Below are 20,562 nucleotides of genomic sequence, written 5' to 3'. Positions count from 1 at the left end.
GACATTCGGGCGCAGGGCCAACGGCCAAGGGTGTTGGCGCAAACATCGGGTTTCCATCGCGCAGTTCCGGCGATGGGCAGGCGTGATGTCTGCGTGTTGCCGCTTTACTAGACCAAGTTACTGTAAATTGGTCACCACTCCGGTTTATTTTGATTTTATATTCAAGGATTTGTTGCCCGGTGACCACAACAGATGACGATGCCGGACGATCACTTAATGTTTTCTTGAGACTTTGTGTGTTACATTCTAGCCCGAAGACAACACCTGCTGCCCCTGGGAATCAATCGTTATGCGTGCCATTGCAATCTGCTGCTTCTTTTTTGCTGCCCCTACCTTGGCCTCCGCCCAGGTAGAGTTGAGCTTTTACGGCGGTGCCCAATCTGCGCCCGCGTCCGATGTGGCGATTCGAGATGATTCCGTCATCGCAGACGACGATTTTTCGATCAATTGGGAAGGCCGGTCCGCCAGCGCGCCGATCTATTACGGTATCCGGGCGACCCGCTGGCAGTCACCGACTTTTGGCTATGGGCTCGATTTTGCACATAACAAAGTCTACCCCAAGGACGGCGAATTGCCGGATGGCTATGACGTGCTGGAATTCACCGATGGGCTCAACACATTGACGGTGAATGCCTATCGTCGCTGGCCCAATGCGCTGGGCGATGTGTCGCCCTATGTGGGCGGTGGACTTGGCGTTGCGATCCCGCATGTCGAGGTGACCAATGGCGCATCGGAAACATTCGGCTATCAGCTGACCGGCCCGGCGGCGACCTGGATCGCCGGTGCTTCCTATCCGATTTCCGACCAATGGTCGGTTTTCGGCGAATATAAGGGCACGTTTTCGTCCAACTCCGGCAAGCTGGACACCGGCGGCACGGTCGAAAGCGACATCTTCACCAATGCGGTGAATCTGGGCGTCAGCTTTAACTTTTAAATATCACGACGCTGTCGATTGCATGCTGTCGCGCGTGATGAAATCCGCGTGCCATCGGGCAAGGTCATCATTGCCATTGCGCCAGCCGCGCGCATCATGGCGCAGATCGACGTAAGACAAGGCACAGGCAACGCCGATCTGCCCGATATTCAACGGCCCTTGCAGATGGCTCATCCAGCGGGTGTTGATCGCGGCGATGGCGCGGCTGGCCTTGCCCCATTGCGCCGCGATCCAGTCGGGCGATTGCTGCGCCTCTGGCCGGAACCGGAGCTCATAGGTCATGCTGACGGTGGCATCCATGATCGCATCGGCTGTGGCTTCCAGCGTCAGAATGTCCCAGATCCGCGCCTGTGGGTATAATGTGCCACCGGCTTGGTCGTTCAAAAACCGGGTGATGACGCGGCTGTCATAGATCGCTGGGCCGGAAGGGCGCACAAGGGCCGGGATCTTGCCGACCGGGTTCGCGGCGATCACCGTCGCATCGGATGCCAGCGGTGTGGTGGTGACATTCACTTCTTCCACCTGATCCAGCAGATCAAGTTCGCGCAGCACGACACGCACTTTGCGCACGAAAGGCGAGGCGGGGGACATCAGCAGTTTCATTTCGGCACCCTTTGCAATTCACGGGAACAAAACCTGATCCTGCCCGCTTTGCCAAGGCTCATGTTTCTGCATCACGGCGGCAAAGCGCGTAGATCGGGTGAAATCTGTCAGCCAGCGCGCAACGCCGAACAGCCCTTGGGCGTCAAACCAAACCCTTTCGATCTGCGCGAATTGTCGCACGAACGGCAGGATCGCCATATCCGCCATCCGGCGTTCAGGCCCCAGAAGGAAAGGCGTAACGGTCAGCCGCGCATCCAGATCACGCAGGAAATCCATGGCTTTCTGGCGTTCATCCTCGGGGTCCAGATCGGGATAGCGCACGGCATATTTGGTGTGATCCAGCGCCGCTTTGAACGGCCCATCGCAGAGGTCAATCAGGTCGCGCCCTTGCTGCGGCATGTTCAGCCAGCCCTCTGGGTCATTCTGCGCCAGCGCCCAAAGCATGATGTCGCGGCTTTCGGCAATCACTTGGGTGCCGGTATCAACGACCGGCACCGTGCCTTTGGGTGAGGTCGCCAGAAAATCTGCCGGTTTGTCGCGCAGCAGGATTTCACGCAGTGCGACCGGGACACCACTGGCGTGGATCGCGAGCCTTGCGCGCATGGCATAGGGGCAGCGGCGGAAGCTCCAGAGGATGGGCAGGGATTGCAAAAGATTCGATGCCTCCGGCGGGAGTATTTTGAACAAAGCGAGAAAACCTTCCCCGCGGGGAAGGTTTTATCAGGCCAACAGATGATTGTCAGCGACGCCGGTGATTTGGGCCGTCACGATCCGGCTTTCGGGTTGGTCGGTCTCAAAGACGACTTCGGTGAATTGTGCGGTGCGGCCCATGCGCGGGCTTTCCATCAGGATCTGATGGGTCCTGCCGACCTGCGCGGCCAGATGCGCGCTGACCTGCGCGTCGCCAGCGGCGCGTAGCCGGGCGGCGCGGTCCTTGATTGCCTTGCCATTCACGGCGGGCATCCGCGCGGCAGGCGTGCCGGGGCGCGCGGAATAGGGAAAGACATGCAGCCAGGTCAGGTCGCATTCCTGCACCAGCGCCAGCGAATTGGCGAACATATCCTCCGTCTCGGTCGGGAAACCGGCGATGATATCGGCACCAAAGGTCATATCTGGCCGCAAAGCGCGCGCATCTTGACAGAACCGGATCGCATCGTCGCGCAGATGGCGGCGTTTCATCCGTTTGAGGATCAGATCGTCGCCATGTTGCAGCGACAGATGCAGATGCGGCATCAGCCGGGGTTCGGTCGCGATGGCCTGCATCAGATTGTCGTCCACCTCGATCGAATCGATGGAACTGATCCGCAGGCGCGGCAGATCGGGCACCAGTTTCAGGATACGCATCACCAGATCACCCAGTTTCGGCGCGCTTGGCAGATCGGCACCCCAGCTGGTCAGATCGACACCCGTCAGCACCACCTCGGCATAGCCGCGATCCACCAGACGTTTGATCTGATCCACGACGACACCGGCAGGGACCGACCGCGAATTGCCGCGCCCGAAAGGGATGATGCAGAAGGTGCAGCGATGGTCGCAGCCGTTCTGCACCTGCACATAGGCGCGGCTGCGGGTGCCGAAACCATCGATCAGATGGCCTGCGGTTTCGGTCACGGACATGATGTCATCGACCTGCACCGCCTCTGTCTGGCCGATCAGATCGGGGGCCATGCCGGCCCATGTCGCGGGGTCCATTTTCTCGGTATTGCCGATGACCAGATCAACCTCGGCCATTTTGGCGAAAGTGCCGGGTTCTGTCTGGGCGGCGCAGCCGGTGACGATGATTTTCGCATCCGGGTGGTCGCGGCGTAGTTTGCGGATGTCCTGGCGGGCTTTGCGCACGGCCTCTGATGTGACCGCACAGGTGTTCACGATCACGGCGTTCTGAACACCGGCGCTTGCGGCCAGTTCCTTCATCGCTTCGGTTTCATAGGCGTTCAAGCGGCAACCGTGATTCGAAAAGACCGGGGCGTTCTGCATCACAGCCGCCATTGCCCGTCAAAGACATAGGCCGTCGCGCCGGTCATCCAGACGCCGTCATCGCGCCAGTCGATGACCAGATCGCCACCGTCGAGCGTGATGGTCACCTTTTTGCCGGTCAGCCCGCGCCTTGCCGCGGCAACGGCTGTGGCGCAGGAAGAGGAGCCAGAGGCGAGCGTCACCCCGACGCCGCGTTCCCAGACCCGCATCCGCAGATGATCGGGCCCGATCAGATGTGCGAATTGCACATTGGTCCGCTGCGGGAAAAGCGGGTGCTGTTCGATCAACGCGCCCTGTGTGGCAAGGTCCACCGCCTCGGCATCATCGACAAAAAAGGTGCAATGCGGGTTGCCCATGCCGGTGGCGGTGGGTGCGCCATCTATCGGCAGATGCAGCGTATCCATTTGTTCTGACAGTGGAATTTCGTCCCATGCCAGCTGCGGCTGGCCCATGTTGACGGATGTCAGACCGTCACCCGCATCCACCGCCTGCAAGGTGCCGCGATCTGTCATGATCGTCAGGCTGTCGCGCCCGGTCTGGTCCATCACCAGCCGCGCGATGCAGCGTGTGGCATTGCCGCAAGCGGCCGAGGTGGACCCGTCGCTGTTCCAGAAGGTCAGATGCAGATCGCCTTGGGTGCTGTCCGTGATCACCGCCAATTGGTCAAATCCGACGCCCCGATGCCGGTCGGCCATGGCGCGCGCAAGCGCAGCATCGACCTGTGGCATTTGGCCACGTTCGTCCACGACAACAAAATCGTTGCCCAGGCCGTGCATTTTCATGAACGGTAAATAAGGTGGTCTGCGCTGTGTCATCTGGGCCATATAGACAATGCGCAGACAGTAATCCAGCCGCGATGGCATTTGGGGGTTGACCCCGCTGCCCTGACTTTCTAATGAGCGCGAATGTGTGGGCCGGTAGCTCAGCTGGTAGAGCAACTGACTTTTAATCAGTAGGTCTCGGGTTCGGATCCCGACCGGCTCACCATCATATCAAAAGGCTCGGGCAGTGATGCCCGAGCCTTTTGTATTTTACGCCATGAGTCAGCGGTTTTCTACATGCAGGCGTCAAACAAGGCGCGCGTGTTGTCGCGGGTCATTTCGACCGGATTGCCGCCGCAGGACGGGTCGAGCAGCGCCATTTCGGTCAATTCATCCAACTTTGAAGCCTCAACCCCAAGCGCCGTCAGGTTCGCAGGGATGGACAGGCTGGCGCGCAGGTCCATCACATGGGCGTAGAACCCGTCGAACCCGCCCGCGATGCCCAGATAAGCGGCGGCGCGGTCGATCCTGTCCTCGATCACGGCACGGTTGAAGTCCAGCACCATCGGCATGACCACGGCATTCGTGGTGCCGTGGTGGGTGTTATAGACCGCGCCCACCGGATGGCTGAGGCTATGGATCGCGCCCAGCCCTTTCTGGAAGGCGACAGCGCCCATCGCGGCGGCAGACATCATATTGGCGCGTGCTTCCAGATCATCGGGGGTGGCATAGGCGCGGGGCAGGTTTTCCAGCACCAGACGCATGCCTTCCAAGGCAATCCCCTGGCTCATCGGGTGGTAATGCGGGCTGCAATAAGCCTCCAGACAATGGGCGAGCGCATCCATGCCGGTGCCTGCGGTGATAAAGGCGGGCATGCCGACGGTCAGTGCGGGATCGCAGAGCGTGACTGTGGGCATCAGCTTGGGGTGGAAGATAATCTTTTTGCGATGCGTGGCGCTGTCGGTCAGCACACCGGCGCGTCCGACCTCTGACCCGGTGCCAGCGGTTGTCGGCACGGCGATGATCGGCGCGATCGTGTCAGGGTTGGCGCGGGTCCACCAATCGCCGATATCTTCCAGACCCCAGATGCCCACAGGTTGGTCGACCATCAGCGCGATCAGCTTGCCCAGATCAAGCGCCGATCCGCCACCGAAGGCGACGACACCATCGTGCCCGCCCGCGCGATAGGCGGCCAGACCGGCGTCAAGGTTCGCCTCTGTCGGGTTGGCGTCCACTTCGGAAAACACCGCGCGGCCCAGCCCTGCGGCATCCAACAGGTCCAGCGCCTGCGCGGTGATCGGCAGGCTGGCCAGCGCCTTGTCGGTGACCAGAAGGGGCCGGGTGATGCCCGCGCCCTTGCACAGATCAGGCAGTTCGGCGATCCGGCCCGCCCCGAATTTGATCGTGGTCGGGTAACTCCAATTGGCAGTGAATGTCATGACTTACGCCTTTTTGAGGTGGTAGGATTTGGCGCGGGTCAGCGCCAGATAGCCCAGCGCGGACAGGGCCGCGCCGCGCCCGGTATCCTTGCAGCCGGTCCAGCATAAAGCCGGGTCCAGATAATCGCAGCGGTTCATCAGCACGGTGCCGGTTTCCAATTGCGCCCCGATACTGCGCGCGGCATTTGCGTCGCGGGTCCAGATCGATGCGGTCAGGCCATAGGCGCAATCGTTCATCAGGCGGATCGCCTCTGCATCGTCTTTCACGGGCATGATGCCGACGACAGGGCCGAAACTCTCCTCGCGCATCACCCGCATATCATGGGTGACATGGGTCAGGATCTGCGGTGCCAGATAGGCGCCACCGTCATCGGCAGGAAATTCGGACGGGTCGATCAGGGCATGCGCACCTTGGGCCACAGCCTCTGCCACCTGATCGCGCACGATGGCGGCAAAGCGTTTATGGGCCATCGGCCCCATTGTCGTGTCCTGATCCAGCGGATTGCCAAGGCGCTGGGCGCGGACCCAGGTAACCGCCTTTTCAACAAAGGCGTCATAGAGGCTTTCATGCACATAAATCCGTTCGATCCCGCAGCAGCATTGCCCGGAATTGAACATTGCCCCGTCCATCAGGCCATCGACAGCAGCGTCCAGGTCAGCATCGGCGCGGACATAGCCGGGGTCCTTGCCGCCCAGTTCCAGCCCGGTGCCGCTGAACGTTCCGGCGGCGGCCTTTTCAATCGCGCGACCCCCGCCGACCGATCCGGTGAAGTTGATGAAATCGAAAGACCGATCCGCGATCAGTCCTTCGGTCGTGGCATGGTCAAGCACGACATTCTGGAACACATCCTGCGGCACGCCGCCTGCATGGAACGCCTGCGCCAGACGTTCGCCCGCGAGCAAGGTTTGGCTTGCATGTTTCAGCACCACGGCATTGCCTGCGATCAGGGCAGGCACGATGGTGTTGATGGCTGTCAGGAAGGGGTAATTCCAAGGGGCGATGACGAACACGACGCCCTGCGCCTCGCGCGCGATCAGGCGGGTGAATTTGGCGCTGTCCTCGACCACGTCATCGGCCAGCACGTCCGCAGCGATGCCTGCCATGTAATCCGCACGTTCGCGCACCCCGCCGAATTCGCCGCCATAGCGCACCGGGCGGCCCATCTGCCAGGCGAGTTCGGGCACGATATCGGCGGCCATGCCTTCAAGTGCTGTCACCCCGGCAAGAACGGTGGCGATCCGCGTGTCCAAGGGCTCGGCGGCCCAAGCGGCTTGCGCTTTGCGGGCGCGCGCGACGGCATCCTGCGCCTCGGCCAGGGGCAGGGCTGCGCGTTCGGCATAAACCGACCCGTCAACGGGTGAAATCAAACTGATCGTGGTCATTGAAACTCCTGTCTGTGATCCGGCTCAGGGCCTAGCCCCGTTCCAGCAACCGCTGCCGTTCGTAATCTGTAACAACGCGGTCATGTTCTTCAATCTCCCACCTTGCGGCGCGGGTATAGTGGTCAACGACATCATCGCCGAAGGCGGCACGCAACATGGCCGAACCTTCCAGCAGATCCGCCGCCTCGCGCAGGTTTTTCGGGATCTCGCGGGCAGCGGCATTGCTATAGCTGTCGCCCTGCATTTCCGGTTCCAGTTCCATCGCGCCCTCGATCCCGGCGAGGCCAGCGGCCAATAGGCCTGCACAAGCCAGATAGGGGTTCAGGTCCGCCCCACCGATCCGGCATTCGACCCGCACGGCCTTGGTCCCGTCGCCGCAGACGCGGAAACCGGCGGTGCGGTTGTCCAGCGACCAGACGGCTTTCGTCGGGGCGAACATGCCGACGCAGAACCGTTTGTAGCTGTTCACATAAGGGGCCAGTAGTGCCGTGATTTCCCGCGCATGGGCCAGTTGTCCTGCCATGTACTGCCGCATTAGTGCCGACATACCATATTCGGCATTGCGTTCCATAAAGGCAGGCTCGCCGTCCAGCGTCCACAACGATTGATGCACATGGCTGGATGATCCCGCGCGGCGGTGGTCATATTTCGCCATGAAGGTCACGGATTTACCCAAAGCATGCGCGATTTCCTTGGTCGCCTGTTTGGTGATGACATGGAAATCGGCGGTCGTGACCATCTGGTCATAGCGGATGTTGATTTCTGCCTGACCTGCCTCTGCCTCACCCTTGGAGTTTTCAACCGGAATGCCTGCACCATACAGCCCATTGCGCAGGGCGCGCATCAGCGGTTCTTCCTTCGTGGTCTGGAACAGGTGGTAATCTTCGTTATAAGCCGAAATCGGGGTCAGCTTGTCGGTGCCGCCATCGCGCAGCGCGTCATAGCTTTGCTCGAATATGTAGAATTCCAGTTCCGTCGCGGCCATTGGCTGATATCCCATCGCCTGCGCGCGGGCGACCTGCCGTTTCAGGATCGCGCGGGGGGATATGGCGATTTCTTCATGCGTGTGATGATCCAGCAGATCGCACAGAACCAAGGCCGTCGCAGGTAGCCAAGGCACAAGGCGCAGGGTGGAAAGATCGGGTTTCATGACGTAATCGCCATAGCCCTTTTCCCAAGAGGTGGAGGCATAGCCAGCGACCGTCACCATCTCCATATCGGTGGCGAGCAGGTAGTTGCAGCAATGGGTTTCCTTGTAACCGGAGTCCAGAAAATGCGCGGCATGGAACCGTTTGCCGACCAGACGGCCCTGCATATCGGGGGCAGCGACCAGCACAGTGTCGATTTCGCCTGCGTCAAAAGCGGCGCGTAGCTCGTCCAACGTCATCAATCCCGGCATTTCGGTCGTCCTTCAATTTACTCGGCAGTTGGGGACGGGGGCACACCCCCGTCCCGCATTGTCAGGAATAGCGATAGGGCCGTCCGGCCTGATCCATCGCGGCATTGTAGTTGCGGAACACTTCGACAACCCGCGCTTTGGTTTCGGATTCCGCTGCAATCTCTTCCCAGAAATCCCGTGCCGCAGCCTCGACCGTGCCCCATTCGGCATCGGGGATCGAGGTGAGTTCCAGCTTTTCGCCTTCGGTGCGCAAGCGCGCCTCACCGGCCCAATACCAATGCTGGCGATAGTAATGCGATTGTTCAAAGCAGGTCGTCATCAGCACCTGCAGATGTTCGGGCAATTCATTCCAGCGGTCCATGTTGGAAAAGAAATGCCCGATCCATGCGCCCGAAATGTTGTTGGTCAGGAAATGCGATGTGACATCGGCCCAGCCAACCTCATACGCCTCGGTCATGCCGCACCATGCCACGCCGTCGATCTCGCCGGTTTGCAGGGCGATTTCCACGTCTTCCCATGGGACTGTCACCGGCACGACGCCGAATTGCGACAGGAACCGCCCGGCGGTGGGGAAGGTGAAGACTCTTTTGCCTTCCATATCGGCCAGTGAAGTGATCGGGGAAGAGGTGATGAAATGGCAGGGGTCCCATGACCCGGCAGAGATATGTTTCACGCCGACATTGGCATATTCTTCGCCCCAGATTTCGTTCAGACCCCAGTTGTTGAACAGGGCTGGCACGTCGAGGCTGTAGCGGCTGGCAAAGGGGAAATAGCCGCCAAAAACGGTGACTTCGGTGGGCGATGCCATGGAATCATCATCTGATTGCACGGCGTCGATGGTGCCGCGCTGCATGGCCTGAAACAGCTCTCCGGTCGGGACCAACTGGTCGGCGTAGAACAGGTCGATCTGCATTTCATCGCCCGCGATGGCGTTGAACATATCAATCGCAGGTTTCGCGACCTGCGCGCCCAGCGATGCGCCTGCATAGGTCTGCAGCCGCCAGCGGATCGTGGATTGTGCATGGACCGCGGGGGCAGCCAGCGTCGCGGCACCGCCAAGGGCACCCGTGGTCAGGAACTTCCGTCTTGTCGTGGTCATTTCTGTTATCCTTCCGGTTGGGTTGAAAATCTGGCGGGTTGGCCCGCTCTTGGTAATTCAGGGAAATAAGACGCCGGGCAGCCAGAGCGCGATCTGCGGGAATGCCATGATGATCGCGAGTCCGAGGATCATCACACCGACGAAGGGCACGATAGACCGGTAAATCTCGGCCAAAGTCACCTCATTCGGGGCCATGGCGCGCATCAGGAACAGGTTATAGCCGAAAGGCGGCGTCATATAGGCAATCTGGCAAGTGATCGTATAGAGCACGCCATACCAGATCAGGTTGAATTCCAGCATCTGCACGATGGGCACATAAAGCGGTGCGACGATCACCAGCATCGCGGTATCATCCAGAAACATGCCCATCAGCAGGAACGACACCTGCATCAGGATCAGGATTTCCCAGCGACCCAGCCCCAGATTGTCCATGAACAAGGTGCGAACGAAATCCACCGCGCGCAGCCCGTCAAACACCGCGCCAAAGGCGAGAGCGGCAAGGATGATCCAGAGGAACATGCAGGAAATCGCCAGTGTCTTCTTGGTGCAGGTTTCCAATATCGCCCAAGTCATCCGGCCCTTGGCGACGCTGACGATCAGTGCGGCAATTGCGCCCACAACGGCGCTTTCGACCAGCCTTGTGTAGCCCAGCAGGAACGGCACCATCATCACGGCGAAAATGCCCAAGGGCATCAGCCCCGCCAGAAGCAGCCGGTATTTTTCCCGCCGCGTGACCTTGGCCAGCTCCTCTGGGTCGATCACAGGGCCAAGGGCGGGGTTCATCCGGCAGCGCAGCCAGATATAGATGATGAACATTGTGGCCAGCATCAGCCCCGGGATCAGCCCCGCCGCCCACAGATGGGTCACCGGCTGGCGCGCGATCATCGCGTAAAGCACCAGCACGACGGATGGCGGCACCAGAATACCAAGGCTTGACCCGGCCTGAATCACGCCGGTCACCATCAGTTTGTCATAATTCCGCTTGAGCAATTCGGGCAGCGCGATTGTCGCGCCAATCGCCATGCCTGCCACGCTCAGCCCGTTCATCGCGGAAATCAGCACCATCAGCAGGATCGTCCCGATGGCCAAACCGCCCGGCACAGGGCCGAACCAGACATGGAACATCCGGTACAGATCATCCGCCAGTTTGCTTTCCGACAGCACATAGCCCATGAAAATGAACATCGGCAGCGTCATCAGCGGAAACCAGTTCATCAGCTTGATGGTCTGGGCAAAGGCCAGATCATGCCCGCCGCGATCCCCCCAAAGCCAGATCGCCGCCACGACGGCAACAAAGCCGATGACGCCGAACATCCGCTGCCCGGTCAGCATCACGGCCAGCATTGAGCCGAACATCAATGCGGCGATCATTTCATAGGGCATTGGTGTCACGCTCCGCTATCTTGATGCCCCGCAGGGTGGCGATGTCGCGGATCAGAAAGGCGCTGCATTGCAGGATCATCAGCACGATCCCGAAACACATGATGATCTTGATCGGCGCCATATAGGGTTGCCAAAGGCCGCGCCGCCTTTCGCCATATTCCAGCGCGAATTGCGTACTTTCGATCCCACCCCACAGCAGGACGCCAAGGTAAATGAAGAGCGTGAAAATGGTGATGCAATCCACCGCCGCCTTGGTCTTGTCCGACCAGCGGTCATAGAGCAGATCCATCCGCACCGCCGACCCCATCTGCAAGGCATAGGCACCGCCCAGCATGAAATAGCCCAGCAGCAGAAACTGCGCCATCTCGTCGGTCCAGATCTGCGGCGAAAACCCCGCGCGCGCGATTGCCCCCCAGGCGAGGATGCCCATCAGGGCAAACAGGCTCCACATCGCCAGCCGCCCGACACGGTAATTCACCGCCTCAACGAAATGCAGATAGGCCATCACAATGCGGGGCATGGCACCTCCGCCACGTGTCTGATCGCGCGGGTCAGCACGCGGGCAAGGCGGGTCGCAACCTCTGCCTGCGCCTGTGGCGTAGCGATCAGATCGTTGCGCAATTCCAGCATCGCATTGTCCAACCCGTAAGGCAGCGCATGCAGGCGCAGCGTATGGGTGACATGATCCGCCGCCGAATAGGGCGCGTTGAGTTCCGTCCGCAGGCCCAGATCACCCGATTCCGCCACGATCCTCTGCGCCAACACGGGCAGATCATCATGGATCACGCCGCATTCCACATCGCGGACAGCGCCATGCCATGTCGGCGAAAAGGAATGCACGGTCAGCACAACAGGGCGCTGACCCCGCACCAAGGCCCGCGCGATCCGGGCGCGCACAAGGTTATGAAATGGCAGATAGAGGCTTTCCATCCGCATCAGCCTGTCAGCCACGCTCAACCCCTCATTCAGCGGTATATGGTACACCTCTGACTGCGCGGGGCAGGCATCGGGCCGGTCGGGGCTGCGGTTCAGGTCATAGATCAACCGGGACAGCGGCGCATGGATCAGCTCTGCCCCGCCGCAATCCTGCGCCAGCAGCGGGCCAAGCGCCTGCGCCAGACCCAGGGCCCCCGGATCGCTGGCGGCATGGGACGCCAGCAGATCTTTATCGGTGAAGGCCCAAGGGGCGGCAAATGCATTGGACGCATGTTCACAGATCAGGATCACGGCAGGGGCAGTATTGGCCTGGGTCACAGCACCTGTGCTGTCCCAACAGGTCACGCTGCCTGCCCGATCTGCCTGTTGCGGTGTCACGTCTGTTTCCCCTTACCGGCGAAATGAACAATGCAATCACGCTGCAACACATGCGGATTTTGTGTCAAGTATATTTCTAGACTTTCATTTCTGAAACAAAAGTTACAAAATCAGATTAAGCATTTCAGTCCGCCGCCCTTGGGAGCCGCGCCATGACCCAGTTTCAGACCCTCGAAGATCGGCTGCGCGCTGCCATGCCGGGGATGACCCGTGCGGAACGGCAGCTAACCTCGCATATGCTGGGGAATTTTCCGCTGTCTGTGCTGGGTTCCGTCGCCGAAATCGCGCAAGAGGCGGGTGTGTCCGCCCCCACGCTGGTGCGGTTGGTGCGCAAGATCGGCTTCTCCGGCTACCCCGAATTTCGCGCGCAATTGCATGAGGAGATGGGAGAGCGACTCGCCTCGCCCATCGCGAAGCATGAAAAATGGGCGGATATGTCAGAAATTGACCATCCGCTGAACCGCTTTGCCATGCGGGTGATCGAGAATCTGAACCAGACGCTGAGCCAGCAGGATTTGCGCGCCTTCGATGCCGTGCGTGACCTGCTGGCCGATAAATCGCGGTCGATTTACCTGATCGGCGGGCGGTTGACCCGGTCAATTGCGGAATACTTCACCACTGCGCTGCATGTGATGCGGTCCGATGTGACGCTGCTGTCGAGCCTGCCCAATACATGGCCACCGGCCTTGCTGGATATGTCGCAGGGCGATGTCTTGGTTGTGTTCGATATCCGCAGATATGAACCATCCATGCAGCAATTCGCCGAATTGGCCCGCGCGCAGGGGGTGGAGGTGGTGCTGCTGACCGACCGCTGGGTATCGCCCAGTGCCGGGGTGGCGCAACATATCCTGACCTCGCAGATTGAGGTGCCATCGGCTTGGGACACCATCGTCCCATTGGTCGCATTGGTCGAGGCGCTGCTGTCGGCGATTCAGGACGCAAACTGGCAGGACACCCGCGAACGCATGGAACGGATGGAAGGGTTCTACGAGGACATGCTGTTGTTCAAACGGATGCGCTAGGACCAGTCATCACAAATTTGTTGCATTGCGTGATTAACGACGGCAGCGTGCTGTCCAATACAACAGCAATCATTTTAGCAACGGAGACTTCGATGAAGTTCATGACATTGCTGACCGGGTCGGTCAGCGTTGCGGCAATTCTGTCCGCCAGCCTCGCCTCTGCCCAATCGATGGACGAAATCATCGAAGGCGCGCGCGCCGAAGGGATGCTGACCACCATCGCGCTGCCCCACGACTGGTGCAATTACGGTGGGATCATCGCATCCTTCAAGGAAAAGTATCCGTTCCTTGAAGTGAACGAGTTGAACCCTGACGCCGGTTCCGCAGATGAGCTGGAAGCGATCCGCGCCAATATCGGCAACACCGGCCCACAAGCGCCTGACGTGCTGGATGTGGGTCTGTCCTTTGGCCCCGCCGCCGCTGCAGAAGGACTGATCCAGCCTTACAAAGTCTCGACCTGGGACCAGATCCCAGAAGCGATCAAAGATCCCGAAGGCATGTGGTATGGGGCCTATTACGGCGTCATGGCGCTGGGCGTGAACACCGATATTATCGACACATTGCCCACCGATTGGGAAGATCTGCTGAGCCCGGAATATGCCAATGCTGTCGCGCTGACAGGTGATCCGCGCGCCTCGAACCAGGCGATCCTTGCGATCCTGTCCGCTGGCATGTCCCGCGGTGGTGAGCCGGGTGCGGAATCTGCTGAGCTCGGTCTGGAATTCTTTGCCGAACTGAATGCTGCTGGCAATTTCGTGCCTGTGACCGCTGCGTCCGGCACAATCGCGCAAGGCCAGACACCGATTGTCGCAGCTTGGGATTACAACCTGCTGGCATGGCGCGACAGCCTTGACGGCAACCCACCGATTGAAGTGATCATTCCATCGGGTGCTTCGCTGGCCGGTGTCTATGTGCAGGCGATCTCTGCCCATGCGCCGCATCCGAATGCTGCGAAACTGTGGATGGAACATATCTTCTCTGACGAAGGTCAGCTTGGCTATCTGGAAGGTTATTGTTCCGTCGCCCGTCAGGTCCCGATGAACGAAGCCGGCACAATCCCGCAAGACCTGCTGGACCGTCTGCCCGATCAGGAACCTTATGGTCGTGCCGTGTTCCCGACTGTGGAACAGCAAGGTGCGAACAGCGAAGTCGTGACGGCGCAGTGGGATGCCGTGGTCGGCGCTGCGGTGCAATAAGCACTGATGACTTTCATGCCCCGGATCACGTATCCGGGGCATGGTTTTGACAAGACCCCAAGGGATGCCACATGGCCACCACACGCGGCGCATATATTTCACGGACCGCCGCCAATTGGGCTGGCGTTGTTCCTTTTCTGGCTTTCGCCGCGATCTTTCTGCTGCTGCCCACGGTGAATATCGTGCTCGGCGCGTTTCGCGGCCCGGACGGTGGGTTCACGCTGGCGACAATGGCCAAGCTGTTTGAACCACGGCTGATGAACAGCTTCTGGCTGTCGATCCGGGTCAGTTTCTTTTCCGCAGCACTTGGCGCGCTGTTGGGCTTTCTCGTCGCTGCGGCGATCATCCACGGCGGCCTGCCGAAATATTTGCGCGCGCCGATGGTCACCTTTTCCGGTGTCGCCGCCAATTTCGCCGGTGTGCCGCTGGCCTTTGCCTTTATCGCGACATTGGGGCGGCTTGGGCTGGTCACCGTCATTCTGCGTGAATGGTTCGGAATCAATATCTATGCCTCGGGCTTTAACCTGATCAGCTTTTGGGGGCTGGTCTTCGTTTACCTTTATTTCCAGATGTCGCTGATGATCCTGATCATCACCCCCGCGCTGGAGGGGCTGCGGCGCGAATGGGACGAAGCCGCGCAAAGCCTGGGTGCAACCAGCCTGCAATATTGGCGGATGGTAGCTATTCCGGTGCTGCTGCCGTCACTTCTGGGCACTTTCGCGCTGCTGTTTGCCAATTCCTTCGGCGCGATTGCCACGGCGCAGGCGCTGACCGGATCATCGCAAAGCCTGATCACCGTGCAATTATTCGCGCAAATCCGTGGTGACGTGCTGCAGGACCCGAACCTTGGCTATGCCATCGCATTCGGCATGATCGTCATCACAGCCGTCGCCAATGCGATCTATATCGTGCTGCGCACACGCGCGGAGAAATGGCAGAAATGACCGATCAAGCCGCGCTGAACACGATGACTGTCACCGACACGCCCAAAGCCCGCCGCAGCGTCGGGTCGATTTTCTCTTGGGTCATGTTCGCCTTTGGCGTGATCTATTTCGCACTGCCGCTGATCGGGATGATCGAGTTTTCGCTGCGCAAACGGCGCGATGCCTATAGTTTCGACGCCTATACCACCGTGCTGGGCGATCCGCAGTTTCAGGCGACCTTTGGCTATTCGCTGATGATGTCGCTGGTGACGATCGTGCTGGGTATGGCGCTGGTCCTGCCTGCCGCGATCTGGGTGCGTATCCGCCTGCCGAAAATGCGCCCGGTGATCGAATTCATCACGCTGCTGCCACTGGTGATCCCGGTGATCGTCATCGCCTTTGGCTATCTGCGGATGTTCAACACATCCTCTTTCCTGCCGATGACCGGGTCGGTGACAGGCACCAATATCCTGCTCGCCTTCGGCTATGCCACTTTGGCGCTGCCCTATATGTATCGCGCCATCGACAACGGTTTGCGCACGCTGGATGTCCAGACATTGACCGAAGCCGCGCAGATCCTTGGCGCAAGCTGGTTCACCATCATTTTCCGCATCATGCTGCCGAATATCTTTACCGCATTGTTGTCCGGTGCCTTCCTGACTTTTTCCATCGTGCTGGGCGAATATGTCTTTGCAGCACTCTTGGATCGCCCGGCCTTTGGCCCTTACATGGTCTGGACTGGCGGCAATCGCGCCTATGAACCTGCGGCATTGGCCGTGATCGCCTTTACCATAACTTGGGGCTGCATGGGGCTGATCCAGCTTGCCGGTCGCCTGTTCCCCCATACGAGAGCAAAACGCTGATGGCCTATCTTGAGATCAACCATTTGGAAAAATCCTTTGGCCCGACGCGGGTGGTCAAGGATTTCAACCTCTCGGTCGAAAAGGGCGAATTCATCTCGCTTCTGGGGCCATCTGGCTGCGGCAAAACCACCGTGCTGCGGATCGTGGCGGGGTTTGAGGAACCATCTGCCGGATCGGTCCAGATCGACGGGCGCGATGTCACCAATCTGCGCCCGAACCAGCGCAATATAGGTATGGTGTTTCAGGCCTATGCCCTGTTCCCCAACCTGACCGTGGCCCAAAACGTGGGCTTCGGGCTCAAGATCGCGGGCGTGGGCAAGACAGAAGCGGCGGAGCGCGTCACAGACATGCTGCGCCTGATCGGCCTGCCCGATCTGGGCGCGCGCTATCCGTTCCAATTGTCGGGTGGGCAGCAGCAGCGGGTCGCCTTGGCCCGTGCTTTGGCCCCGAAACCACGGGTTTTGTTGCTCGATGAGCCGCTTTCGGCGCTTGATGCGAAAATCCGCGTGTCCCTGCGGCAGGAAATCCGCCAGATCCAGCAGCAGCTTGGCATCACCACGATCTTTGTCACCCATGATCAGGAAGAGGCTTTGTCGATGTCCGACCGCGTCGTCGTGATGAACGGCGGGATCGCGGAACAGATCGGATCACCGTTTGATATCTACAACCGCCCCGCGACGCCATTTGTGGCCGGTTTCGTCGGCAGCCATACCGGCTTTGATGCCGAGGTGATCAACCCCGCCGCCGGCATCGTCGCCATCGACGGCGCGCAACTTGCCTTGAGCCAGCAACTGACCGCGCCGAAAGGCACAATCATCCGCCTTGCCCTGCGGCCAGAGGCGGCGCGTCTGGGCCGTGCCGAGGGGCGCGAGACGATCCTGAAAGGCCGTGTTGCGCAGGTGCAATTCATGGGCTCGATCATCCGCCTGTCGACGATGGTCGGCGATACCGCCCTGACGCTGGACACGTTTAATCGCCCCGACACGCCGCCACCGCCGGTAGGGACGGAGGTCGAAATCAGCGTCGCCGCACGCGATTTCATCATTCTGGATGCGGCAGGCAACGGGATCGCGCAACGTCAGACCGTCGAGACAGAGAAACTGGCATGACCAACCCTTTCGATCTGCCGGGCCGGTTCTGGCGCGGCAATCTGCACACCCATTCCACCAATTCCGACGGCGTGCTCGCCCCGCAAGAGGTCTGCCGTCGCTATCAGGCCGAAGGTTATGATTTCATCGCTTTGACCGATCATTTCATCGGCCATTTCAACTATCCGATCAGCGACACGCGGCCCTATCGCAACGACGCTTTCACCACGATTCTGGGCGCTGAATTGCACAGTGGTGCCATGCAGAATGGCGAGCTGTGGCATATCCTCGCCGTCGGCCTGCCCGCCGATTTCACGCCCCCAGATGCGCCTGATTTTTCTGCCCATCCCGGGCAGGAAACCGGCCCCGCCTTGGCCCGGCGCGCCCGCGATGCCGGTGCCTTTGTCGCCATCGCCCATCCCGAATGGTCGCAACTCTCGCTGGAAGATGCCGCGGCCATGGAAGCCGCCCATGCGGTCGAAATCTATAACCATGGCTGCGTGACAGGCTGTGACCGTGGGTCGGGCGTCTATGTGCTGGAACATCTGTTGAACGCGGGCCGTCGCGTGACACTGTGCGCCACCGATGACGCGCATTTCAGCGAGCCGGATCATTTCGGCGGCTGGGTCATGGTCCGCGCGCCGGAAAATACGCCAGAGGCGTTGTTGGCCGCGCTCAAGGACGGGGCTTTCTACTCTTCGACCGGACCAGAGATTCACCATGTGACCTGGGGCGATGACGCGGTCGAAATCCACTGCGGCGCGGCTGTCACCGCCGTGTTGCAAGGGCAGGGGTCACGGACATCGGTAGTCCACGGCCACAGCCTGACGCGGATCACTTTGCCTTACAAGGGATTGGCCGCATCGCCCTGGCTGCGCCTGACAATCATCGATGCGGGGGGCAAGCGCGCCTGGACGAATCCATTCTGGCGGGACAGCTGAAATTCGCGCTACATCAACCGCTTAACGCCGATTGATCTGTCACATCTGATTGTCGGGATTTTGGTGCCCAGGAGAGGACTCGAACCTCCACATCGTTGCCAATACTAGCACCTGAAGCTAGCGCGTCTACCAATTCCGCCACCTGGGCAGGTGTGCTTGGCGGGCAATAAGGCTGCCTGCGCGCGGTGTCAACGGGAATCGCTACGAAATCTGCATGATCTTTCAATCAGCAGGATTGCGCCTTGTCTGGCAGGGGGCAGGGCGGTAAACGGGGCTGAACCTGAATATAAGGCTGCGTCATGTCAAAGCTCGTCACAATCTTCGGCGGATCCGGTTTTGTCGGTCGCTATATCGCCCGCCGCATGGCCAAAGAAGGCTGGCGCGTCCGTGTCGCCGTCCGCAATGTGAGTGAGGCGACATTTGTGCGCCCTTACGGTGCGGTCGGTCAGGTCGAACCTGTGTTCTGCAATATCCGCGATGATGCCAGCGTCGCTGCCGTGACCAGCGGTGCGGATGTCGTGGTCAATTGCGTCGGTGTGCTCGATGAGGTCCGCAAGAACACCTTTGCCGCCGTGCAGGCCGATGGCGCGACCCGGATCGCGCGGATTGCTGCAGAAATGGGCGTGGCGCGGATGGTGCAGATTTCGGCCATCGGGGCTGATGAAACCTCTGCCAGCCAATATGCCAAGACCAAGGCCGCCGGCGAGGCGGGCGTGCTGGCGCATATGCCGGATGCTGTCATCCTGCGCCCATCGGTGATTTTCGGGCCGGAGGATGAATTTTTCAACCGTTTCGCAGGCATGTCGCGCTTTGGCCCGATCCTGCCAGTGGTCGGGGCTGATACCAAGTTCCAGCCGGTCTATGTGGATGATGTTGCGGCGGCTGCGGTCAAGGCTGTACTCGGGCAGGCTCCTGCCGGTGTCTATGAGCTGGGTGGCCCGGATACAGCGACATTCCGCGATCTGATGCAGCAGATGCTGGGCATCATACGCCGCCGCCGGTTGATCTTGAATATCCCGTTCTGGATGGCGAAGGCGATGGCTTTTGGGTTCGGGGTGGCGAAATCTGTGTCGCTCGGCCTGATCGCCCCGCCGCTGACCAAGGATCAGGTGGTTAATCTTGCCGTGGATAATGTGGTTAGTGACGGGGCCAAGACCTTTGCCGATCTGGGCATCCACCCCACGGCCATGATGGCGGTGCTGCCGGATTATCTGTGGCGGTTCCGGCCTTCCGGTCAATATGACACGATCAAGGAATCGGCCAAGAACCTGCGGTCCTGACCGGCTGCACGGGGTATTCAGGTGTGGGCGGTGATCAGCTGTAAGCGATGAACAGCAGCACCAGCCCCAGGACGATCCGGTAGATCACGTAAGGCGTATAGCTGACGCTGCGCAACAGCCGCATCATGATCGCCAGCGCAGCCAAGGCCGCGATGCAGGACATGACCGCTACAATGGCGATATTCTGCAGATCATCCGCCGTTGCCGTGCCGATCACATCAAGGCTGAGTAGCGCGCCAGAGGCGATGATCGTCGGAATCGACATCAGCATTGACAGCCGCGCGGCATCCGGGCGGGCATAGCCCAGCATCCGCGCGGCGGTGATCGTGATCCCTGACCGCGAAGTGCCGGGGATCAGCGCCACCGCTTGCCACAGCCCCATGATCGCGGCATCTTTCATCGTCCAGCGTTCGGCAGTCTTGACCGTCTCGCCTTTCTGGTCGGCGATATAGAGCACGATGCCGAAGATCAGCATGGTCCAGCCGATCACCGCGATCCCGCGCATCGCATCGGCCAGCCCGGTAGCCTTCAGGATCAGACCTACGATGATGACCGGCACCGTTGCGATCAGCAGGCAAAGCGCCAGAAATGCACCTTTCGTATCGACCTTGCCGCGCAGCAGCCGGAATGTGCCAAAGATGGCCAGCCGCACATCGGCCCAGAAATACAGGATCACAGCGACCAGCGTGCCCAGATGGGCGGCGACATCGATCACCAGCCCCTGATCATCCAGCCCGGTCAAGCTGGGCAGCAGGATCAGATGGCCGGAGGAAGACACGGGTAGGAATTCTGTCACACCTTGGATAATGGCGATGAGTATAAGGTTGAAGGTGGTCATGCGCTGCCCAATCTGATTCGCTGAGCGCACCCTATCGGCTAGGGAAACAGAGGGAAGAGCACATATAGGTCAGCATGCGGACCTATATTTCGTATATTTATGCGCCATTCGTGGGTATG

General features: G+C 60.1%; 20 protein-coding genes and 2 tRNA genes. 9 read left to right on the top strand and 13 right to left on the bottom strand.

Going from position 1 to position 20,562, the window contains the following annotated elements:
* Nucleotides 1–289: 289 nt before the first annotated feature.
* A complete protein-coding gene (locus tag VOY09_RS04210; protein WP_322893135.1) occupies nucleotides 290–934 on the top strand; it encodes an outer membrane protein in 645 nt (214 codons plus the stop codon).
* Nucleotides 935–937: 3 nt separating this feature from the next.
* On the opposite strand, the gene VOY09_RS04205 is transcribed toward VOY09_RS04210, so the two are convergent.
* Genes VOY09_RS04205 through dapF form a run of 4 tightly spaced genes read right to left on the bottom strand, consistent with a single transcriptional unit; the run spans nucleotide 938 to nucleotide 4,296 of the window.
* Nucleotides 938–1,537 (bottom strand): glutathione S-transferase, encoded by a 600-nt coding sequence (locus tag VOY09_RS04205; RefSeq protein WP_322893134.1) that lies wholly within the window; start codon nucleotides 1,535–1,537, stop codon nucleotides 938–940.
* Between the two features lie 18 nt (nucleotides 1,538–1,555).
* A complete protein-coding gene (locus tag VOY09_RS04200) occupies nucleotides 1,556–2,224 on the bottom strand; it encodes a glutathione S-transferase (RefSeq protein WP_322893133.1) in 669 nt (222 codons plus the stop codon).
* Between the two features lie 33 nt (nucleotides 2,225–2,257).
* Nucleotides 2,258–3,526 carry a tRNA (N(6)-L-threonylcarbamoyladenosine(37)-C(2))-methylthiotransferase MtaB gene (mtaB, locus tag VOY09_RS04195; protein WP_322893132.1) on the bottom strand — a complete coding sequence of 423 codons (1,269 nt, stop codon included), beginning with the start codon at nucleotides 3,524–3,526 and terminating at the stop codon, nucleotides 2,258–2,260.
* The gene (gene dapF / locus VOY09_RS04190; RefSeq protein WP_323811265.1) at nucleotides 3,514–4,296 is read right to left on the bottom strand and encodes a diaminopimelate epimerase; all 783 of its coding nucleotides are present in this window, start codon (nucleotides 4,294–4,296) and stop codon (nucleotides 3,514–3,516) included. Before dapF ends, mtaB begins: the two co-directional genes overlap by 13 nt.
* A gap of 129 nt (nucleotides 4,297–4,425) precedes the next feature.
* Between dapF and VOY09_RS04185 the strand changes: the two genes are divergently transcribed.
* Nucleotides 4,426–4,501 (top strand) — tRNA-Lys (locus VOY09_RS04185).
* A 67-nt stretch (nucleotides 4,502–4,568) separates the two neighbouring features.
* Here the strand turns inward: VOY09_RS04185 and VOY09_RS04180 are convergent.
* The 7 genes from VOY09_RS04180 to VOY09_RS04150 form a co-directional block, all read right to left on the bottom strand.
* Entirely contained in the window at nucleotides 4,569–5,714 is a 1,146-nt protein-coding gene (locus VOY09_RS04180) for an iron-containing alcohol dehydrogenase (protein WP_322893130.1), read from the bottom strand.
* A gap of 3 nt (nucleotides 5,715–5,717) precedes the next feature.
* Complete coding sequence (locus VOY09_RS04175) at nucleotides 5,718–7,097, bottom strand: aldehyde dehydrogenase family protein (RefSeq protein ID WP_322893129.1); 1,380 nt, start codon at nucleotides 7,095–7,097, stop codon at nucleotides 5,718–5,720.
* A 31-nt stretch (nucleotides 7,098–7,128) separates the two neighbouring features.
* A complete protein-coding gene (locus VOY09_RS04170; protein ID WP_322893128.1) occupies nucleotides 7,129–8,496 on the bottom strand; it encodes a glutamine synthetase family protein in 1,368 nt (455 codons plus the stop codon).
* Between the two features lie 61 nt (nucleotides 8,497–8,557).
* Complete coding sequence (locus VOY09_RS04165) at nucleotides 8,558–9,595, bottom strand: TRAP transporter substrate-binding protein (RefSeq protein ID WP_322893127.1); 1,038 nt, start codon at nucleotides 9,593–9,595, stop codon at nucleotides 8,558–8,560.
* 57 nt (nucleotides 9,596–9,652) lie between these two features.
* On the bottom strand, nucleotides 9,653–10,978 hold the full coding sequence (locus VOY09_RS04160) for a TRAP transporter large permease (protein WP_322893126.1): 1,326 nt from the start codon (nucleotides 10,976–10,978) through the stop codon (nucleotides 9,653–9,655).
* Entirely contained in the window at nucleotides 10,968–11,498 is a 531-nt protein-coding gene (locus tag VOY09_RS04155; protein WP_322893125.1) for a TRAP transporter small permease subunit, read from the bottom strand. The genes VOY09_RS04160 and VOY09_RS04155 overlap by 11 nt, the downstream gene beginning before the upstream one ends.
* Nucleotides 11,483–12,292 carry an N-formylglutamate amidohydrolase gene (locus tag VOY09_RS04150; RefSeq protein WP_322893124.1) on the bottom strand — a complete coding sequence of 270 codons (810 nt, stop codon included), beginning with the start codon at nucleotides 12,290–12,292 and terminating at the stop codon, nucleotides 11,483–11,485. The genes VOY09_RS04155 and VOY09_RS04150 overlap by 16 nt, the downstream gene beginning before the upstream one ends.
* Before the next feature lie 152 nt (nucleotides 12,293–12,444).
* Here VOY09_RS04150 and VOY09_RS04145 point away from each other — a divergent pair, with 152 nt between their 5' ends.
* From VOY09_RS04145 to VOY09_RS04120, 6 genes are all read left to right on the top strand, one after another.
* Complete coding sequence (locus tag VOY09_RS04145; RefSeq protein WP_322893123.1) at nucleotides 12,445–13,314, top strand: MurR/RpiR family transcriptional regulator; 870 nt, start codon at nucleotides 12,445–12,447, stop codon at nucleotides 13,312–13,314.
* Between the two features lie 92 nt (nucleotides 13,315–13,406).
* Nucleotides 13,407–14,510, top strand: a complete 1,104-nt coding sequence (locus VOY09_RS04140; RefSeq protein ID WP_322893122.1) for an ABC transporter substrate-binding protein — start codon at nucleotides 13,407–13,409, stop codon at nucleotides 14,508–14,510.
* Nucleotides 14,511–14,581: 71 nt separating this feature from the next.
* Entirely contained in the window at nucleotides 14,582–15,454 is an 873-nt protein-coding gene (locus VOY09_RS04135; protein ID WP_322893121.1) for an ABC transporter permease subunit, read from the top strand.
* Between the two features lie 83 nt (nucleotides 15,455–15,537).
* Complete coding sequence (locus VOY09_RS04130) at nucleotides 15,538–16,296, top strand: ABC transporter permease (protein WP_322893373.1); 759 nt, start codon at nucleotides 15,538–15,540, stop codon at nucleotides 16,294–16,296.
* Entirely contained in the window at nucleotides 16,296–17,405 is a 1,110-nt protein-coding gene (locus VOY09_RS04125; protein ID WP_322893120.1) for an ABC transporter ATP-binding protein, read from the top strand. Before VOY09_RS04130 ends, VOY09_RS04125 begins: the two co-directional genes overlap by 1 nt.
* On the top strand, nucleotides 17,402–18,325 hold the full coding sequence (locus VOY09_RS04120) for a CehA/McbA family metallohydrolase (RefSeq protein WP_322893119.1): 924 nt from the start codon (nucleotides 17,402–17,404) through the stop codon (nucleotides 18,323–18,325). The genes VOY09_RS04125 and VOY09_RS04120 overlap by 4 nt, the downstream gene beginning before the upstream one ends.
* A 61-nt stretch (nucleotides 18,326–18,386) precedes the next feature.
* On the opposite strand, the gene VOY09_RS04115 is transcribed toward VOY09_RS04120, so the two are convergent.
* Nucleotides 18,387–18,473: transfer RNA gene (locus VOY09_RS04115), tRNA-Leu, on the bottom strand.
* Between the two features lie 151 nt (nucleotides 18,474–18,624).
* On the opposite strand from VOY09_RS04115, the gene VOY09_RS04110 reads away from it, so the two are divergent.
* A complete protein-coding gene (locus VOY09_RS04110; RefSeq protein WP_322893118.1) occupies nucleotides 18,625–19,605 on the top strand; it encodes a complex I NDUFA9 subunit family protein in 981 nt (326 codons plus the stop codon).
* Between the two features lie 34 nt (nucleotides 19,606–19,639).
* On the opposite strand, the gene VOY09_RS04105 is transcribed toward VOY09_RS04110, so the two are convergent.
* The gene (locus VOY09_RS04105) at nucleotides 19,640–20,443 is read right to left on the bottom strand and encodes an undecaprenyl-diphosphate phosphatase (protein ID WP_322893117.1); all 804 of its coding nucleotides are present in this window, start codon (nucleotides 20,441–20,443) and stop codon (nucleotides 19,640–19,642) included.
* Nucleotides 20,444–20,562 lie beyond the last annotated feature (119 nt).

The organism is Yoonia sp. 67-2, from assembly GCF_035117555.1.
Classification (GTDB): domain Bacteria; phylum Pseudomonadota; class Alphaproteobacteria; order Rhodobacterales; family Rhodobacteraceae; genus Yoonia.
This window is presented reverse-complemented; position numbering and strand designations above follow the sequence as displayed.

What these genes read in the sequence shown, in the direction of transcription:
- VOY09_RS04205 (WP_322893134.1), bottom strand. Translation starts at nt 1,537, where the DNA reads ATGAAACTGCTGATGTCCCCCGCCTCGCCTTTCGTGCGCAAAGTGCGT.
- VOY09_RS04170 (WP_322893128.1), bottom strand. Translation starts at nt 8,496, where the DNA reads ATGCCGGGATTGATGACGTTGGACGAGCTACGCGCCGCTTTTGACGCA.
- VOY09_RS04145 (WP_322893123.1), top strand. Translation starts at nt 12,445, where the DNA reads ATGACCCAGTTTCAGACCCTCGAAGATCGGCTGCGCGCTGCCATGCCG.
- VOY09_RS04135 (WP_322893121.1), top strand. Translation starts at nt 14,582, where the DNA reads ATGGCCACCACACGCGGCGCATATATTTCACGGACCGCCGCCAATTGG.
- VOY09_RS04175 (WP_322893129.1), bottom strand. Translation starts at nt 7,097, where the DNA reads ATGACCACGATCAGTTTGATTTCACCCGTTGACGGGTCGGTTTATGCC.
- VOY09_RS04125 (WP_322893120.1), top strand. Translation starts at nt 16,296, where the DNA reads ATGGCCTATCTTGAGATCAACCATTTGGAAAAATCCTTTGGCCCGACG.
- VOY09_RS04155 (WP_322893125.1), bottom strand. Translation starts at nt 11,498, where the DNA reads ATGCCCCGCATTGTGATGGCCTATCTGCATTTCGTTGAGGCGGTGAAT.
- VOY09_RS04140 (WP_322893122.1), top strand. Translation starts at nt 13,407, where the DNA reads ATGAAGTTCATGACATTGCTGACCGGGTCGGTCAGCGTTGCGGCAATT.
- mtaB (WP_322893132.1), bottom strand. Translation starts at nt 3,526, where the DNA reads ATGGCGGCTGTGATGCAGAACGCCCCGGTCTTTTCGAATCACGGTTGC.
- VOY09_RS04110 (WP_322893118.1), top strand. Translation starts at nt 18,625, where the DNA reads ATGTCAAAGCTCGTCACAATCTTCGGCGGATCCGGTTTTGTCGGTCGC.
- VOY09_RS04180 (WP_322893130.1), bottom strand. Translation starts at nt 5,714, where the DNA reads ATGACATTCACTGCCAATTGGAGTTACCCGACCACGATCAAATTCGGG.
- VOY09_RS04130 (WP_322893373.1), top strand. Translation starts at nt 15,538, where the DNA reads ATGTTCGCCTTTGGCGTGATCTATTTCGCACTGCCGCTGATCGGGATG.
- dapF (WP_323811265.1), bottom strand. Translation starts at nt 4,296, where the DNA reads ATGAAAATGCACGGCCTGGGCAACGATTTTGTTGTCGTGGACGAACGT.
- VOY09_RS04105 (WP_322893117.1), bottom strand. Translation starts at nt 20,443, where the DNA reads ATGACCACCTTCAACCTTATACTCATCGCCATTATCCAAGGTGTGACA.
- VOY09_RS04210 (WP_322893135.1), top strand. Translation starts at nt 290, where the DNA reads ATGCGTGCCATTGCAATCTGCTGCTTCTTTTTTGCTGCCCCTACCTTG.
- VOY09_RS04165 (WP_322893127.1), bottom strand. Translation starts at nt 9,595, where the DNA reads ATGACCACGACAAGACGGAAGTTCCTGACCACGGGTGCCCTTGGCGGT.
- VOY09_RS04160 (WP_322893126.1), bottom strand. Translation starts at nt 10,978, where the DNA reads ATGCCCTATGAAATGATCGCCGCATTGATGTTCGGCTCAATGCTGGCC.
- VOY09_RS04120 (WP_322893119.1), top strand. Translation starts at nt 17,402, where the DNA reads ATGACCAACCCTTTCGATCTGCCGGGCCGGTTCTGGCGCGGCAATCTG.